Genomic DNA, 15,882 nt, shown 5'->3' on the forward strand with positions numbered 1-15,882 from the left:
TGCGACACGCCGGCGTGCCGCCACCCGAACGTCCGGCCCACGGGGGCGGGAGACGTCACTGCGGCCAGTCGATGCCGAGCTGACCGGGCCGCTTCACCAGCCGGGTCGTACGCACGCAGTCGCCGCCGACCGTGCAGCGCACGTTCGCCGCGACCTTGTGCCCCTTGGCGGTGAACAGCACTCGGCGGCCGGACTCCCAGCGGGCCGATGCGGTGTCGATCCGCCCGGCGGCCGAGAAGGTGCGTACAACGGCGCCGTCGTCGAGGCTGCGGACCTGCAGCTTGTGCTTGCCGACCTTGGCGAGGAACCGTTTGCCGTTCGGTGACGTGACGAGGGGTCGTCCCTTGTTCCAGCCGGCGAGCAGGGTGGACGTTTCGTCGAAGGCGACCAGCCGGAAGTTGTCCTCGCCGGGCTCGCTGCCCAACAGGACCATGCGATTCGCTCCTGGTTCGGCGAGTACCGCGGTGCTGTCGGTGACGAAGGTGCGCTTGTTCTGCTTCGGTGCGTACCAGTACGTCTCGGCGAGGTTCGTGAGCAGCACGCGGTTCTTCGGGAACGCGACGGCGCGGGTTCCGCCAACCCTCCAGCGGAAGCGGAGCTGCTTGCCCGAAGGAAGCGCTCGTACCCACAGCATCTCCTTTCCGGTGCGTTCGGGTTCGGTGATCGCAAGGCGCTTCCCGTCGTCGCTGACGGTGTATCTGTCGCCGCCGTTGTACGCGGCCTGCGCGACACCGCCCAGCCGCCGGGCCTTGCGGTGTGGACGGATCTGCCACAGGTGTCCGTCGTACATCCCGTATCGGACGGCAAGATAGCCGCCGTCGCCCTTCCCGACGAGGCTGAGACCCTTCGGCCCGCGGACCTTGAACGCTCGCTTTCCGTCGTAGATCCGCCGCCCCTGCATGTACAACGCCTGTGGGCGCTTGCCCTTGTCGAGCGACCCGGGCTGGATCGCGGTGTTCTCCGCCCGGTGCTCCCGCTCGGCCAGTGTGCTCGAGCCGGTCGCGGGCGGCGTGAGCGCCGTGCCGCAGACTGCGAGTGTTCCGATGGCCGCGATGCCGACAATGCGAGTCCTCATACTGCCCCCTTGATTGGCCCCTGATTCATCCACGATCGTAGGTTCGCGGGGCCGGAATGTCGTGCGAACCGAACTATCGAACCAGCGGCAGCGTCACACGGTCACCCGCAGAATCCGGTCGTCTTCCGGTCCGGGGTCGGCGCGACCGTCGGTGTTGCTCGTACTGACCCACAGCGCACCATCGGGAGCTACGGCGACCCCCCGGAGGCGCCCGTACTCGCCATCGAACCACTCGGCCGGCTCGCCGGTACGTCGGCCGGCCAGCGGCACCGAGATGAGCCGCTCGCCTCGGAGTGCCCCGATGTATGCGACGCCGTCCGCGATCGCGACCGCGGCAGGCGAGCACTCCGCCGGAGCCCAGACCTGCAGCGGGTCGGTGAAATCGGAACCGTCCTTGCCCTCGACCTCGGGCCAGCCGTAGTTCTGTCCCCGTTCGATGAGATTCAGCTCGTCGTACGATGCGTCGCCGAACTCCGTTGCCCACAGGCGATCCGCGGCATCGAAGGCGAGACCTTCGATGTTGCGGTGCCCGTACGTCCACACCTCGTTGTCGAAGGGGTTGCCGGGCGCGGGGCGCCCGTCGCGCCGGATGCGGAGGATCTTGCCGCCCAGGTCGTTGGTGTCTTGCGCTCGCTCGGACTCCTCGGCGTCGCCCGTCGACACGTACAGCATGCCGTCGGGGCCGAACGCGAGCCGTCCGCCGTTGTGGTGCGTGCTCACCGGGATGCCCGTCAGCACGGGTGTCGGTCGACCGATGCGATTGCCGCTGACGCGCATGCGTACAACGCGGTTGTCGGAGTCGGTGGAGTGGTACGCGAACAGCGTGCCGGCGTCGTCGGGATCGAGCGCGAGACCGAGCAGGCCGCCCTCGCCGAAGTCCTCGCTCGGGGCGACGTCTGGCACCTCGCCGAGCGGACGGACGCGGCCCCCGGCCGAGATTCGGAGCACCCGCGCGTTGTCGCGTTCGGAGACGAGTGCGTCGCCGCTCGGCTCGAACACGATCGACCACGGCACGTTGAGTCCGCTCGCGATCGTCGAGGCGACCTCGGGAGTGCGGGTTCCGCCGCTCGGCGTGGGACGGCCCGACTCGGTGCCGGGCGTCGTCCGGCGCCGAGGGCCGGTCGCGGGATCCTCCTCGTCCGAGCATGCCGCCATGCCCGTGAGCGCGACGGCGCCGAGCCCGGTGAGGAAACGCCGACGTCCTACCACCCCTCGATGATCGCCGACTTCGCGTACGAGGCCAACCGGCGTGCCGGTGAGCGGAGCGTCCGCGACGGGCGTACGGTATTCGGTGCACCTCGCAACCGACGTGAGAGACCGAAGGGGACAACCTCGTGTTGCTGGCACAGGAATCGCTTCGCCTGGATACCGATTTCTTCGACTACGCGCTCATCGCTCTGTACTTCGTCTTCGTGCTCGGTATCGGCTATGCCGCGAAGCGCCGGGTGTCGACGAGCATCGACTTCTTCCTCTCGGGACGTTCGCTGCCCGCCTGGGTGACCGGGCTCGCCTTCATCTCTGCGAACCTCGGCGCGGTCGAGATCATGGGCATGTCGGCGAACGGCGCGCAGTTCGGCATGGCGACCATGCACTACTTCTGGATCGGCGCCGTGCCGGCGATGCTGTTCCTGGGCGTCGTGATGATGCCGTTCTACTACGGCTCCGGCGTACGAAGCGTGCCGGAGTTCATGCGCCGGCGATTCGGTACCGGCGCCCACCTCGTCAATGCATTGAGCTTCGCTCTCGCGCAGATCCTCATCGCGGGCGTCAACCTCTACCTGCTCGCCACGATCGTCGAGGCCCTGCTCGGTTGGGACCAGTGGGTCTCGCTCGTGGTCGCGGCGTTGGTCGTCTTGAGCTACACCGCACTCGGTGGGTTGTCCGCGGCGATCTACAACGAGGTGCTGCAGTTCTTCATCATCGTGGCGGCCCTGTTGCCGCTGACGATCGTCGCCTTGCACAAGATCGGCGGCTGGGACGGTCTGACCGATGCCGTGTCGGACAGCCCGGGCGGCTCCGAGCAGATGTCGTCCTGGCCGGGCCTCGGTCTCACCGGCTTCGACAGCCCGTTCTGGTCGGTCGTCGGCATCGTGTTCGGACTCGGCTTCGTGCTCAGCTTCGGCTACTGGACGACGAACTTCGTCGAGGTACAGCGCGCGATGGCGTCGAACTCGATCTCGTCCGCGAGGCGTTCGCCGATCATCGGCGCGTACCCGAAGATGTTCATCCCGTTCATCGTCGTGGTGCCGGGCATGATCGCCGCGATCATCGTGCCCGAGATCGCCGACTTCAAGGCCGGCACCTCCAGCGGTGGCGACGTCGACTACAACGACGCGATCCTCTACCTGATGCGCGACCTCCTGCCCAACGGCATGCTCGGCGTCGCGATCGCGGGCCTGATCGCGTCCTTCATGGCGGGCATGGCGGCCAACATCTCGGCATTCAACACCGTCTTCAGCTACGACCTCTGGCAGCAGTACATCGTGCGCAACCAGCGCGACTCGTATTACACCCTGATCGGCCGGCTCGCGACCGTCGCCGCGACGGTACTCGCCATCGGCACGGCCGCGATCGCGTCCAGCTACGACAACCTGATGGACTACCTGCAGACGCTGTTCGGCTTCTTCAACGCGCCGCTGTTCGCGACGTTCATCCTCGGTATGTTCTGGAAGCGGATGAGCGCGGCCGCGGGCTGGAGCGGCCTCGTCTCCGGCACCCTCGCGGCCGTCCTGGTCGGAATCCTCAGCGAGGACATGCTCGGGTCGTTGAGCACCGGTGCACTCGACCTCACCGGCCAGGGTGCGAGCTTCGTCGCGGCCGGCGCGGCCTTCGGCGTCGACATCGTGGTGAGCGTCCTCGTCACGCTCTTCACCCGTCCACGGGCCGAGTCGGAGCTGACCGGCCTGGTCTACTCGTTGACCCCGAAGGAGACCTTGACCGACCCGGACCAGGAGCACCTACCGTGGTACCAGTCGCCGGTGAAGCTGGCGGGCGTCGCGCTAGTGCTCGTGATCATCCTCAACCTGCTGTTCATCTGAGCGTACGAAGGGACTGACCACCATGGCATCGACGCAGTCACGCAGAAGCCGCACCGCCGGCGCATTCGACATCCGGCTGGTCATCGGCGCCCTGATCGGGATCTACGGGATCGTGCTGATCTGCCTCGGACTCTTCAATGCCACCGATGCGGAGCTCGACCGCGCCGACGGCATGAACGTCAACCTGTGGGCGGGCCTCGGCATGCTCGCCCTCTCGATCCTGATGGCCCTGTGGGCCTGGTGGCGTCCCATCGTCATCCCGCCCGAGACCACCACCGACGAACGCTGACGAGAGACTTCCGGCCCACCGAGGAGAGGATCCGTGCCCAACGCAGGGCCGGAATTCTCTCCTCGGTGGGCCGGAAGTCTCTCCTCGGTGGGCCGGAAGTCTCTCCTCAGCGTCGGTGGGGGATGCGATAAGATGCCCCCGTGCAGGTACACGTGCTCCTTCTTACCTAGCCGCACTGATCGAGTCAGACAGTGCGGCAGCCCCTCGTGATCGAGGGGCCTTTGTTTTTCTGAAGAAGGTCTGCATCGAAGGTCGAGTCCCGAACGCCCAGGAGAGAACGCAGTGACTGTCGACGACAGCAACCCGGTGCCACACCGTTACGACAGCGCGCTCGCCGCCGACATCGAGGCGCGCTGGCAGCGGCGTTGGCACGACGACGGCGTCTTCAACTCACCCAACCCCGTCGGTGACCTCGCGGGCGACGGCGATGTCTGGCAGCGCGACAAGTACTTCATCATGGACATGTTCCCGTACCCCTCCGGTGCGGGCCTCCACGTCGGCCATCCGCTCGGCTACATCGCGACCGACGTCATCGGTCGACATCAGCGGATGCTCGGCAAGAACGTCCTGCACGCACTGGGATACGACGCGTTCGGCCTGCCCGCCGAGCAGTACGCCGTGCAGACGGGTGCGCATCCGCGCAAGACGACCGAGCAGAACATCGTCACCATGCGGCGGCAGCTGAACCGGCTCGGCCTCGCGCACGACGAGCGGCGCAGCTTCGCGACGATCGATCCCGAGTTCGTACGCTGGACGCAGTGGATCTTCCTGCAGATCTTCAACTCCTGGTACGACACCGCCGCCGACCGGGCGCGCCCGATCGCCGAGCTCGAGGCCGAGTTCGCATCCGGTGAGCGTGCGACGCCCTCGGGCAGGCCGTGGTCGGAGCACAGCACGGGGGAGCGCCGGGAGGTCCTGGCCGGTCACCGGCTCGCGTACATCGACGAGACCCCGGTCAACTGGTGCCCCGGGCTAGGCACGGTGCTCGCCAACGAAGAGGTCACGTCCGAGGGGCGCAGCGAGCGCGGCAACTTCCCCGTCTACACGCGCAGCCTGCGGCAGTGGAACATGCGCATCACCGCGTACGCCGACCGGCTCATCGACGATCTGGATCGCGTCGACTGGCCCGACCGCGTCAAGCTGATGCAGCGCAACTGGATCGGCCGATCGCACGGCGCTCGGATTCGATTCCCGGTGGAGGAGTCGGCCGACTCGGCACGGTCGATCGAGGTCTTCACCACCCGGCCCGACACCATCTTCGGTACGACGTTCATGGTGCTGTCGCCGGAGCATCCGATGGTCGACGTACTGGTGCCGAACGCATGGCCGGAGGGCACTGTCGCCGGTTGGACGAACGGCTTCGACTCCCCGCGCGCGGCGGTCGACGCGTACCGCACTGCGGCGGCATCGAAGACCGACGCGGAGCGACAGGACGAGAAGCGCGCCAAGACCGGTGTGTTCACGGGGGAGTTCGCCACCAACCCCGCCAACGGCACGGTGATGCCCGTCTTCGTCTCCGACTACGTCCTGATGGGCTACGGCACGGGCGCGGTGATGGGCGTGCCTGGCGAGGACCAGCGCGACTGGGACTTCGCGAAGACGTACGACCTGCCGGTGATCCGGACGGTGCAGCCACCGGACGACTTCGACGGTGAGGCGTACTCCGGCGTCGGAGCGATGATCAACTCGGCGAACGAGTCGGTATCACTCAACGGGCTCGACAAGGACGCCGCGATCGAGGCCATCACCGGCTGGCTCATCGAGCACGGGCATGGCACCGCCACGACGACATATCGGCTGCGCGACTGGCTGTTCAGCCGCCAGCGCTACTGGGGTGAGCCGTTCCCGGTCGTGTACGACGAGCACGAGCAGCCGATCGCGTTGCCCGATTCGCTGCTCCCGGTCGACCTGCCCGAGGTCGACGACTACTCGCCACGCACGTTCGACCCCGACGACGTGACATCCGAGCCGGAGCCCCCGCTTGCGCGCGTACCCGAGTGGGTCAACGTCGAGCTCGATCTGGGCGACGGGCCCAAGACGTACCGGCGCGAGACCAACACGATGCCCAACTGGGCCGGCTCGTCGTGGTACGAGCTGCGCTACACCGACCCGCACAACGCCGACGTGCTGGCCGACCCCGAGAACGAGCGCTACTGGATGGGGCCGCGCCGTGACGGCGACGCCGGGGGAGTCGACCTCTACATCGGCGGCGTCGAGCACGCCGTGCTGCACCTGCTGTACGCGCGGTTCTGGCACAAGGTGCTCTTCGACCTCGGGCACGTGTCGAGCGAGGAGCCGTTCCAGCGGCTGTTCAACCAGGGCTACATCCAGGCGTACGCGTACACCGACGACCGCGGTGTGTACGTGCCCGCGGAAGAGGTGGTCGAGAAGGCGGACGAGCACGACACCACGTACTTCTTCGACGGCGGGTCCGTCAACCGTGAGTACGGCAAGATGGGCAAGAGCCTGAAGAACGTCGTCACGCCCGACGACATGTACGACGAGTTCGGCGCCGATACGTTCCGCGTGTACGAGATGTCGATGGGTCCGCTGGCCGACTCGCGTCCGTGGGAGACCCGGGCCGTGATCGGCTCGCAGCGGTTCCTGCAGCGCGTCTGGCGCCTCGTCGTCGACGAGTCGACGGGCGAGACGATCGCCACCGACACGGCGTCGAACCACGACGGCCTCGACGAAGCGACCCTGCGGGCACTGCACAAGACGATCGACGGCGTGCGTACCGACATGGACCGCATGCACCTGAACACCGTCATCTCCAAGCTGATCGAGTACACCAGCCACCTGACCAAGGCGGGCTGCACCGCGCGGGCGGCGGTCGAGCCGCTCGTGCTGATGCTGGCGCCGATAGCGCCGCACATCTGCGAGGAGCTGTGGTCGCGTCTCGGTCACGGGGGCACCCTCACGTATGAGGCGTACCCGCAGGCCGACCCGGCGTACCTCGTCGAAGACACGGTCATTTGCGTCGTGCAGGTGAAGGGCAAGGTACGCGGGCGGGTCGAGGTCTCCCCGCAGATCGGTGACGACGAGCTGCGGGCGCTTGCGCTGGCGGAGCCGAACGTCGCGAGGTACGTCGACGGCCAGCAGATCCGTAAGGTGATCGTCCGGGCGCCGAGCCTGGTCAACATCGTCGTCTGAGCGCCGACGGGCGAGATTTGACCCGAGGTTGCTCCGAGTGGGATATTGGACGGTGGCGCAGAATGCTGGAGCCTGCCGATCGGTACCGACAGCCGCGCCGCCCCGACCCCACGCTCGTACCGGAGGATGGATCGACCATGGCCAAAGCGCTTCTCGGCTACGTGGGGCAAAGCGACCCCGTGCTCACCAGCGAGAACGCCCGTCTTCGCGTCCGTGTCCGTGACCTCGAGACCGAGGTGATGCGGCTCAAGAACGAGAACGACGCACTCCACGCCAGCATCTCCGAGTCGCTGACGCCCGAAGATCTGCTCGAGCCCGTCTCGCGCTGATCCGACGCCTGCCCCACCGGGCAGTCGCGACACGCGCCGCGGCGTCGCCGCCCGGCCGCGCCTTCGACGTATGGTGCCATCAGGCCACTTCCCCGATGCCGCGCCGACATCCGTCGGCCGATAGCATCGCCCTCGTCGTACCGGCCATCTCGAGGAGCCTGCGTTGTATCTGAAGAGCCTGACGCTCCGCGGATTCAAGTCGTTCGCCTCCTCCACCACTCTCCAGCTCGAGCCCGGCATCACGTGTGTCGTGGGCCCGAACGGCTCCGGCAAGTCCAACGTCGTCGACGCGTTGTCGTGGGTCATGGGCGAGCAGGGCGTCAAGTCGTTGCGCGGCGGCAAGATGGAAGACGTCATCTTCGCGGGTACTTCCGGTCGACCGCCCCTTGGGCGCGCGGAGGTCGTGCTCACCATCGACAACGGCGACGGCGCGCTCCCGATCGACTACACCGAGGTCACCATCGCGCGGACGATGTTCCGCAACGGCGGCTCCGAGTACGCGATCAACGGCCAGTCCTGCCGGCTGCTCGACGTGCAGGAGCTGCTGAGCGACTCCGGCATCGGTCGCGAGATGCACGTGATCGTCGGCCAGGGGCAGCTCGACTCGATCCTGCGCGCGACGCCGGAGGAGCGGCGCGGCTTCATCGAAGAGGCCGCGGGCGTGCTCAAGCACCGCAAGCGCAAGGAGAAGGCACTTCGCAAGCTGGACGCGACGGAGGGCAACCTGACGCGTCTCGGCGATCTGCTGAGCGAGATCCGCCGCCAGCTCAAGCCCCTCGGCCGCCAGGCGGAGGTCGCCCGCAAGGCGGCGGTCATCCAGGCCGACGTACGCGACGCGCGGGCACGGCTGCTCGCCGACGAGGTCGTGGCCGCCCGCGAGGAGCTGAAGAGCGAGCTGGCCGACGAGACGGCCATCAAGGAGCGCCGCGCCGCGGCGGAGAAGGCGCTGACGGCGACCCGCAACGACGAGGGCGCGCTCGAAGACCAGTTGCGAGCCGATGCGCCGCGCCTGCAGGCTGCGCAGGACACCTGGTATTCGCTCTCCGGTCTGCGCGAACGGTTCCGCGGCACCGCGAGCCTCGCCACCGAGCGCGTACGCCGCGCCGCCGACGATGCCGAGGACCTGCCCGAGGGTCGCGACCCCGAGCAGATGGAGACCGAGGCGGCGCAGATCCGCGAGCAGGAGAACGCGATCGCGCAGGAGGTGTCGGCCGCAGGTGCCGCCCTCGAGGATGCGATCGAGCGACGTACGACTGCCGAGGAGGCCTACACCACCGAGGAGCGGCGCATCGCCGGCCTCGTACGCGCGGCCGCGGACCGCCGGGAAGGGCTGGCCCGCCTGCACGGTCAGGTGAACGCGGCGAAGAGCCGGGCGCGCGCCGCGGAGGAGGAGATCGGCCGTATCACCCAGAGCCGCGCCGAGGCGGCATCGCGCGCGGAGGTGGCCGAGCACGACTTCGCCGCGTTGGAGACACAGGTCGCCGGCCTCGACGCCGGAGAGAGTGGGCTCGACGCCGAGCACGACTCGGCACAGTCCGAGTTCGACCAGCTCACCTCCGAGCTGACCGACGTACGCGACCGCGCCCAGGTCGCCGAGCGCGACCGCGCCGCGCTGGCGGCGCGTAAGGAGGCGCTCGAGCTGGGTCTGACCCGCAAGGACGGCACCGATGCGCTGCTCGCTGCCGCGGAGCGAGTGGGCGGCATCGGCGGCTCGGTCGCTGCGACGGTGAGTGTTCGACACGGGTACGAGACCGCTGTCGCGTCCGCGCTCGGACCCGTCGCGGACGCCGTGGTCGCCGACGGTCCCGCCACCGCGGCGCGCGCGATCGCGGAGCTCAAACGCAGCGACTCCGGCCGTGCGGGCCTGCTGCTCGGCGGCGCGGCGGCGCCCCGCTCCGACTGGCCCGCTCTCCCCGGCGGCGCCACGTACGCGATCGACGCGCTCGAGGCGCCCGAGGCGCTGCTGCCGGCGTTGCGCGATGCGCTTTCCCAGGTCGCCGTCGTCGACGACCTCGACGCCGCCCGGAGCCTGGTCGAGTCCGCCCCGGACGTCGTCGCCGTCACCCGCGACGGCGACCTGCTGGGCCGGCACTTCGCTGCCGGCGGCTCCTCGTCCACGCCGAGCCTGCTCGAGGTGCAGGCGGCCGTCGACGAGGCCGCGGAGCAGTTGACCGACGCGGGGCACACCGTGGAGCGGCTGACGTTCGAGGTGTCCCGCCTGACCGACCGGCAGGGCGAGGCCCAGCGGCGCGTTGACGTCGCCCTGGCCCGCTTGCACGAGTCCGACGCCGCGATGGCGGCGGTGGCCGAGAAGCTCGGTCAGTTCGGTTCGACAGCGCGGGCGGCGCGGGAAGAAGCCGATCGGCTCGACCGCTCGATCGCGGACGCACAGCAGAACCGCGACGAGCACGTACGCACCCTCGCGACGCTCGAGGAGCGCCTTTCCGACGCGCAGCAGGCTCCCGACGAGGAGCCCGACACGACCGAGCTGGAGTCGCTGGCCGAGCAGGCGAAGGGGGCGCGGGGCGCCGAGACCGAGGGCCGGCTCGCCCTGCGTACGGCCGAGGAGCGTGCCCGCGCCCTGCACGGCCGCGCCGACTCCTTGCTCGCCGCGGCACAGGCGCAGCGCGAGGCCCAGGCGCGTGCCGAACAACGACGCCGACAGCGCATTCGCGAGGCCGAGGTCGCGCGTGCGGTGTTGGTCGCGACCGACGATGCGCTCGGCCGGCTCGACCGGTCGATCGACGCCGCGGCGAACGCTCGCGCCGAGGTGCAGCATGCGCGCTCGGTCCGCGAGGAACAGCTGGCAGGCATACGCACCCGCCTGCGCGAGCTGACCACCGAGCTCGAGCGACTCACCGACTCCGTGCACCGCGACGAGATAGCGCGGGCGGAGCAGCGACTGCGGATCGAGGCCCTCGAGCAGCGTTCGATCGACGAGCTCGGGCTCGACGTCGAGGCGCTGATCGGCGAGTACGGTCCAGAGGTTCCGATACCGGTCCACCCGGAGGGCGAAGCGACGGAAGCCGCCGACGGCGACGAGTCGGCCGAGGACCCGGCGACCGACGACACCGAGCCGGTCGTCGAGACGATGCCGTTCGACCGCGAGCAGCAGCGAAAGCGCCTGCGGTCCGCCGAACGCGCGATGGCTCAGCTGGGCAAGGTCAACCCGCTCGCGCTCGAGGAGTTCTCCGCGCTCGAGGAGCGGCACAAGTTCCTGACCGAGCAGCTCGAAGATCTGCGCAAGACGCGTAAGGACCTCCTCGACATCGTCGCCGACGTCGACACCCGCGTCGAACAGGTCTTCACCGATGCGTGGTACGACACGGCGGCCGCTTTCGAGGGCGTGTTCTCCCGGCTGTTCCCGGGCGGCGAGGGCAAGCTGGTGCTGACCGATCCGTCGGACATGCTCACCACCGGCATCGATGTCGAGGCCAGGCCGGCGGGCAAGAAGGTCAAGCGGCTGTCGCTGCTGTCGGGTGGCGAACGCTCGCTGGTGGCCGTCGCGTTCCTGGTATCGCTGTTCAAGGCACGCCCGAGCCCGTTCTACATCCTCGACGAGGTCGAGGCGGCGCTCGACGACGTCAATCTCGGCCGGCTGCTGGAGATCTACGAGGAGCTGCGCGAGAACTCCCAGCTGGTCGTCATCACGCACCAGAAGCGCACCATGGAGGTCGCCGACGCGCTGTACGGCGTCTCGATGCGCGGCGACGGGGTCTCGGCCGTCATCAGCCAGCGCATCCGCGAGGCACAGGCCGCCTCCTAGTTCCTATTCACGCTGAGGAGAGGATTCTGGCCCCGTGACGAGAGAATCCCGACCCGCTTCGGGCGGCCAGAAACCCCTCGTCACGGGGCCAGAATCCTCTCCTCAGCGTGACGGGGTGGATGACGAGGACCTTCGGCTCGGCGACTTTCCGGCCGTTCGTACGATCACCACTCGGTGGATGGACGAGGACGTCTACGGCCACGTCAACAACGTCACGTACTACTCGTACTTCGACACCGCCGTGAACGGCTACCTGATCGACGCGGCCGGCACCGACATCCGACGCCTCGACGCGGTCGGGATCGTGGCCGAGACGAGCTGTCGGTTCCGACGCGAGCTGCGGTTCCCGGGAGACGTACGTGTCGGCATCGCGGTCGATCGGCTCGGCACCTCCAGCATCGTCTACCGGCTCGCGATCTTTCAGGACCCCGACCCGGCTCCCGCCGCCGTCGGCCGGTTCGTGCACGTGTACGTCGAGTCCGCGTCGCGCTCGGTGACGCCGGTGCCGGACGTCATCCGCCGCGCGGTCGGTCGGCTCTGACGCCGTCGCGTGCGATGCTGGAGACCGCGCCGGGGCTTGCACTCCGGCCGAGGGGAACATCGACGCGGCATGGGGTACCCACGTCGACTTCGTGACGCGTCGTGCCTTGTGCATTGCGGTACTGGAGGTGTCACGACATGTCATTCACTCGAACCCGGCGGCTCACGACGACCGCGCCGGTCGTCGCTGCGGCGCTCGTCGCGAGCGCGAGCGGTGTCGCGCAGCCGGCCGGAACTGCCGCCAAAGGGCCGTCTCGCGCCGCGGCGGGAACCGAGCTGCAGACCCCGCAGGTCGCGGCAGATCCGTGCGACCGGCGTTGGCCCGCGCACTCGACCAAGCCGTCAGCGGGTGCCCACAGCCTCGGGCGTACGGCGCCGACCACCGGTGGTCCCGCGGCGTCGCGCCGGCCGAATATCCTCACCATCATGGTCGACGACATGCGGGCCGACGAGATCCGCGGTCCGTGGATGAAGCACACCCGGAACCTGATCGGCAAGCGCGGCGCGACGTTCCGGAACTCCTTCGCGCCGTACCCGTTGTGCGGCCCGGCCCGCGCGTCGTTCCTGACCGGCAAGTACAGCCACAACCACGGCGTACGCGACAACACGAAGCCCTCCGCGTTCCGTCGCCTCCACGACGGCAACACGGTCGCGACCTGGCTGGACCGCGACGGGTCCAAGGGTGACTACACCACCGCCTTTCTCGGCAAGTACATCAACGGCTACGCCGACCCGACGTACGTGCCGCCCGGGTGGGACCACTGGAACGCGTCGCTCGGCAAGACGACCCAGCAGGCCCGGAGCACCAAGCTCAGCCGCAACGGCCACGGCGTCATCGACCTCGACGGTCAGTTCCAGACGAAGGCGTACGGCGAGCGTGGTGCGCGGTTGGTCTCCCGGTTCGCGAAGCGCAAGAGGCCGTTCTTCATGACGCTCTCGTTCAGTGCCCCGCACGTCGGCGGCCCGCGGGAGCCGGACGACCCGCCCGGGTTGCGTACGCCCGCGCGGCTGCCGAAGAACCGGCATCTCTACGAGGACCGGATCGTCCGCCCGCAAGGCGTACGTGGCGAGCCGTGTAACCGAAGCAAGCCGAGTGCGGTCACCGATCTGCCGCGCATCGGTCCAGCAGTGCAACGCAAGATCGTCGAGCTTCGCCAGCAGCGCGCGCAGTCGCTGGTGACCGTCGATGCCCAGGTTCGCAGGGTCATGGGTGCCCTGCGCCGGTCGGGCGAGCTCTCCAACACGTACGTGATCTTCACGTCCGACAATGGCTTCTTCCTCGGGGAGTTCCGCCAGCGTGCCGGAAAGCGGCTCTCCTACGAGCCGGCCCTTCGCACGCCGACCCTGGTCCGGGGACCCGGCATCTCCCGCGGGGTACGTCCCCGCGCGCCGTTCACGAGCATCGACTTCGCGCCGACGATCGCCGCGATGGCAAGGGTCAAGAAGCACGGCCGGGTAGACGGTGCGTCGCTGCTGTCGGCCGCCAGAAGCGGGGAGTCGAAGTGGCGCCGCGCGATCCTGACCGACGCGGGTCCGTACGAAGGCGAGCCGTGGTATGGCCGCGGAGTTCGCGCACGGGGGCTGATGTACGCGCGCTACCGGGATCCGCGAGTGACGGAGGAGCTGTTCGACATCGCGGCCGATCCACAGCAGAACCACAACGTGGTCGACCGCGAGCGGTATCGAAAGGCGACCAAGCGGATGCGCACGGCGTACCGCGCTCTGCGTGACTGTCGTGGCCGGGAGTGTCGCTGAGTGCGGCGGTGATCCTCGCGTACGAGCGGCCGTGACGCGGATTTACACCCGTTTGGGCCGCTATGAGAGACTGAGCAGGCTGCTCAGGCAGCCTTCCCTTGGGCCGCTCAGGCCCGGACCTCTTGGCATGCGTCGTGGTGACCGCCCGACGCATGCCGCGCGTCGGAACACCAACCGGAGAATGTGCATGCGTCGGAATGGACAACGAGCGGTCTCGCTCGGCGTTACGGCCCTGGCCGTGACGATGACGGGCTCGCTGCTGAGCGATGCCGGCGCCGCCGCGCCCGCCCCGAGCCCGGATCCGACCTCGAGCGGCAAGCTGCTCGAGGGGATGCGCCTCCACGCAAGCAAGACCGTCGGCGTCGACGGCCTGGGCGGCATGGGCTCTCGCCGACCAAACATCGTCTGGATCATGACCGACGACATGCGCCAGGACGAGCTCGGTGACAAGTGGATGCGTCGCACCCGCAAGCTCATCGCTCGCCAGGGCGTGACGTTCCAGAACTCGTTCGCCCCCACGCCTCTGTGCGCGCCGGCGCGGGCGTCGTTCCTGAGCGGAAAGTACGTCCAGAACCATCGCGTCCGCGGCGTCAAGGACCCGTACGGCTTCCGGTCGTTCCGCGATCGCAACACGCTGCCCGTTTGGTTGCGCAAGTCGGGGTACAACACGGCCTACCTCGGCAAGTACATCAACGGCTACGGGCGTCAGAACCGCCGCAACGGCCGTCCGTCGGAGCGGTACGTACCCCCGGGATGGAGCGATTGGCGCGCCTCGCTCGACAACCACGGCACGTACAACTACTACAACACGCACCTGAACCGTAACGGCAAGCGTCAGTCTCTGGCCGGCAAGTACCAGACCACCCAGTACGGCCGCATCGGCTCCAGCATCATCAAGCGGTACGCCGCGCGCAAGAAGCCGTTCTTCTTCAACCTGTCGTTCACCGCTCCGCACCACGGTGGGCCACGCGAGCCCGACGATCGGAAGGGTGTGAAGTCGCCCGCCCGCGCCATCAAGTCGATCGGCAAGTTCGATCGGCAGACCCGTCGCCTGCCCGACCCCGATGGCGAGCCGGGCAACCGGCGCAAGCCCGCGGTCGTGAGCAAGAAGCCGGCGCTCACCAAACGGGCCCGAAACTCGGCGCGCAGTGCGTACCGCCAACGCGCCGAGGCGGGGTCGACCGTCGACCAGCAGGTCAAGCGGCTGATGGGGACGCTCCGCCGCACGGGCGAGCTCGACAACACGTACGTGATCTTCACGTCCGACAACGGTTATCTACTCGGTGAGGCCCGCCGGGTGCAGGGCAAGACGTTGCCGTACGACGCCTCGCTTGCGACGCCGCTGGCGATCCGTGGCCCGGGCATCCCGCGCGGGGGCGTACGCAAGGACCCGTTCACGTCGATCGACTTCGCATCCACGATCGCCGACATGGCGAAGGCGAAGGTACGCGCCAAGGTCGACGGCATGTCGATGCTCGACGTCGCTCGCAAGGGCGATCGCGGATGGCGCCGACCGATCCTCACCAACACCGGCGCGCGGCGAGGCAAGAAGGCGCTCGGCCAGGGCATCCGGGTCAAGGGGTTCCTGTACGCGGAGTACCGCACGAGAGGACGCAAACGCGAGCTGTACGACCTGAACCGCGACCCGCACGAGCTGCACAACCTCGCCGGCAGCAGGCACTACCGGTTCACCGAGAAGCGCCTGCGCAGCGCACTGCATCACCGCTGGCACTGCTCCGGTGCGGCGTGCCGCAAACCGATCAAGAAGTACGTCCGCTAGGTAGCACTCCGCGCGACGTATCGCATATCTGACGTCGTGAGTTGGCAACCTAGCCGGGTCCCTGTACGTCAGTACCTGTGAGAAGTCCAGATCACGGGGGCGCGGCCGCACCGGCACGAGCGGCCTCCGACGCACGACCCGGAGGTGGTTCGGCAGT

The 15,882-nt window shown here is 68.6% G+C and carries 10 protein-coding genes; 8 read left to right on the forward strand and 2 right to left on the reverse strand.

Annotation, left to right across the window (positions count from 1 at the left end; genetic code table 11):
* Window positions 1-55 precede the first annotated feature (55 nt).
* Window positions 56-1,075 (reverse strand): hypothetical protein, encoded by a 1,020-nt coding sequence (locus tag L0C25_RS17780; protein ID WP_271633050.1) that lies wholly within the window; start codon window positions 1,073-1,075, stop codon window positions 56-58.
* Window positions 1,076-1,168: 93 nt separating this feature from the next.
* Entirely contained in the window at window positions 1,169-2,284 is a 1,116-nt protein-coding gene (locus L0C25_RS17785) for a PQQ-dependent sugar dehydrogenase (protein WP_271633051.1), read from the reverse strand.
* Between the two features lie 131 nt (window positions 2,285-2,415).
* Here L0C25_RS17785 and L0C25_RS17790 point away from each other — a divergent pair, with 131 nt between their 5' ends.
* The 8 genes from L0C25_RS17790 (at window position 2,416) to L0C25_RS17825 (ending at window position 15,725) form a co-directional block, all read left to right on the forward strand.
* Entirely contained in the window at window positions 2,416-4,113 is a 1,698-nt protein-coding gene (locus tag L0C25_RS17790; protein ID WP_271636854.1) for a sodium:solute symporter family protein, read from the forward strand.
* Window positions 4,114-4,135: 22 nt separating this feature from the next.
* A complete protein-coding gene (locus tag L0C25_RS17795; RefSeq protein WP_271633053.1) occupies window positions 4,136-4,402 on the forward strand; it encodes a hypothetical protein in 267 nt (88 codons plus the stop codon).
* 282 nt (window positions 4,403-4,684) lie between these two features.
* Entirely contained in the window at window positions 4,685-7,555 is a 2,871-nt protein-coding gene (gene leuS / locus L0C25_RS17800) for a leucine--tRNA ligase (RefSeq protein ID WP_271633054.1), read from the forward strand.
* Between the two features lie 137 nt (window positions 7,556-7,692).
* Window positions 7,693-7,884 carry a hypothetical protein gene (locus tag L0C25_RS17805; protein ID WP_271633055.1) on the forward strand — a complete coding sequence of 64 codons (192 nt, stop codon included), beginning with the start codon at window positions 7,693-7,695 and terminating at the stop codon, window positions 7,882-7,884.
* A gap of 163 nt (window positions 7,885-8,047) precedes the next feature.
* Window positions 8,048-11,650: a chromosome segregation protein SMC gene (smc, locus tag L0C25_RS17810; protein ID WP_271633056.1), complete on the forward strand. Its 3,603-nt coding sequence runs from the start codon at window positions 8,048-8,050 to the stop codon at window positions 11,648-11,650.
* Between the two features lie 115 nt (window positions 11,651-11,765).
* Window positions 11,766-12,191 carry an acyl-CoA thioesterase gene (locus L0C25_RS17815; protein ID WP_271633058.1) on the forward strand — a complete coding sequence of 142 codons (426 nt, stop codon included), beginning with the start codon at window positions 11,766-11,768 and terminating at the stop codon, window positions 12,189-12,191.
* Between the two features lie 137 nt (window positions 12,192-12,328).
* Window positions 12,329-13,945: a sulfatase family protein gene (locus L0C25_RS17820; protein WP_271633059.1), complete on the forward strand. Its 1,617-nt coding sequence runs from the start codon at window positions 12,329-12,331 to the stop codon at window positions 13,943-13,945.
* Between the two features lie 187 nt (window positions 13,946-14,132).
* A complete protein-coding gene (locus tag L0C25_RS17825) occupies window positions 14,133-15,725 on the forward strand; it encodes a sulfatase family protein (RefSeq protein WP_271633060.1) in 1,593 nt (530 codons plus the stop codon).
* The last annotated feature ends 157 nt before the right edge of the window (window positions 15,726-15,882 follow it).

Origin of the sequence: Solicola gregarius, from assembly GCF_025790165.1 — a bacterium.
Lineage (GTDB): Bacteria > Actinomycetota > Actinomycetes > Propionibacteriales > Nocardioidaceae > Solicola > Solicola gregarius.

Coding starts and splice junctions, on each gene's coding strand:
- L0C25_RS17805 (WP_271633055.1), top strand. CDS start 7,693: ATGGCCAAAGCGCTTCTCGGCTACGTGGGGCAAAGCGACCCCGTGCTC.
- L0C25_RS17825 (WP_271633060.1), top strand. CDS start 14,133: ATGCGTCGGAATGGACAACGAGCGGTCTCGCTCGGCGTTACGGCCCTG.
- L0C25_RS17780 (WP_271633050.1), bottom strand. CDS start 1,075: ATGAGGACTCGCATTGTCGGCATCGCGGCCATCGGAACACTCGCAGTC.
- L0C25_RS17795 (WP_271633053.1), top strand. CDS start 4,136: ATGGCATCGACGCAGTCACGCAGAAGCCGCACCGCCGGCGCATTCGAC.
- L0C25_RS17820 (WP_271633059.1), top strand. CDS start 12,329: ATGTCATTCACTCGAACCCGGCGGCTCACGACGACCGCGCCGGTCGTC.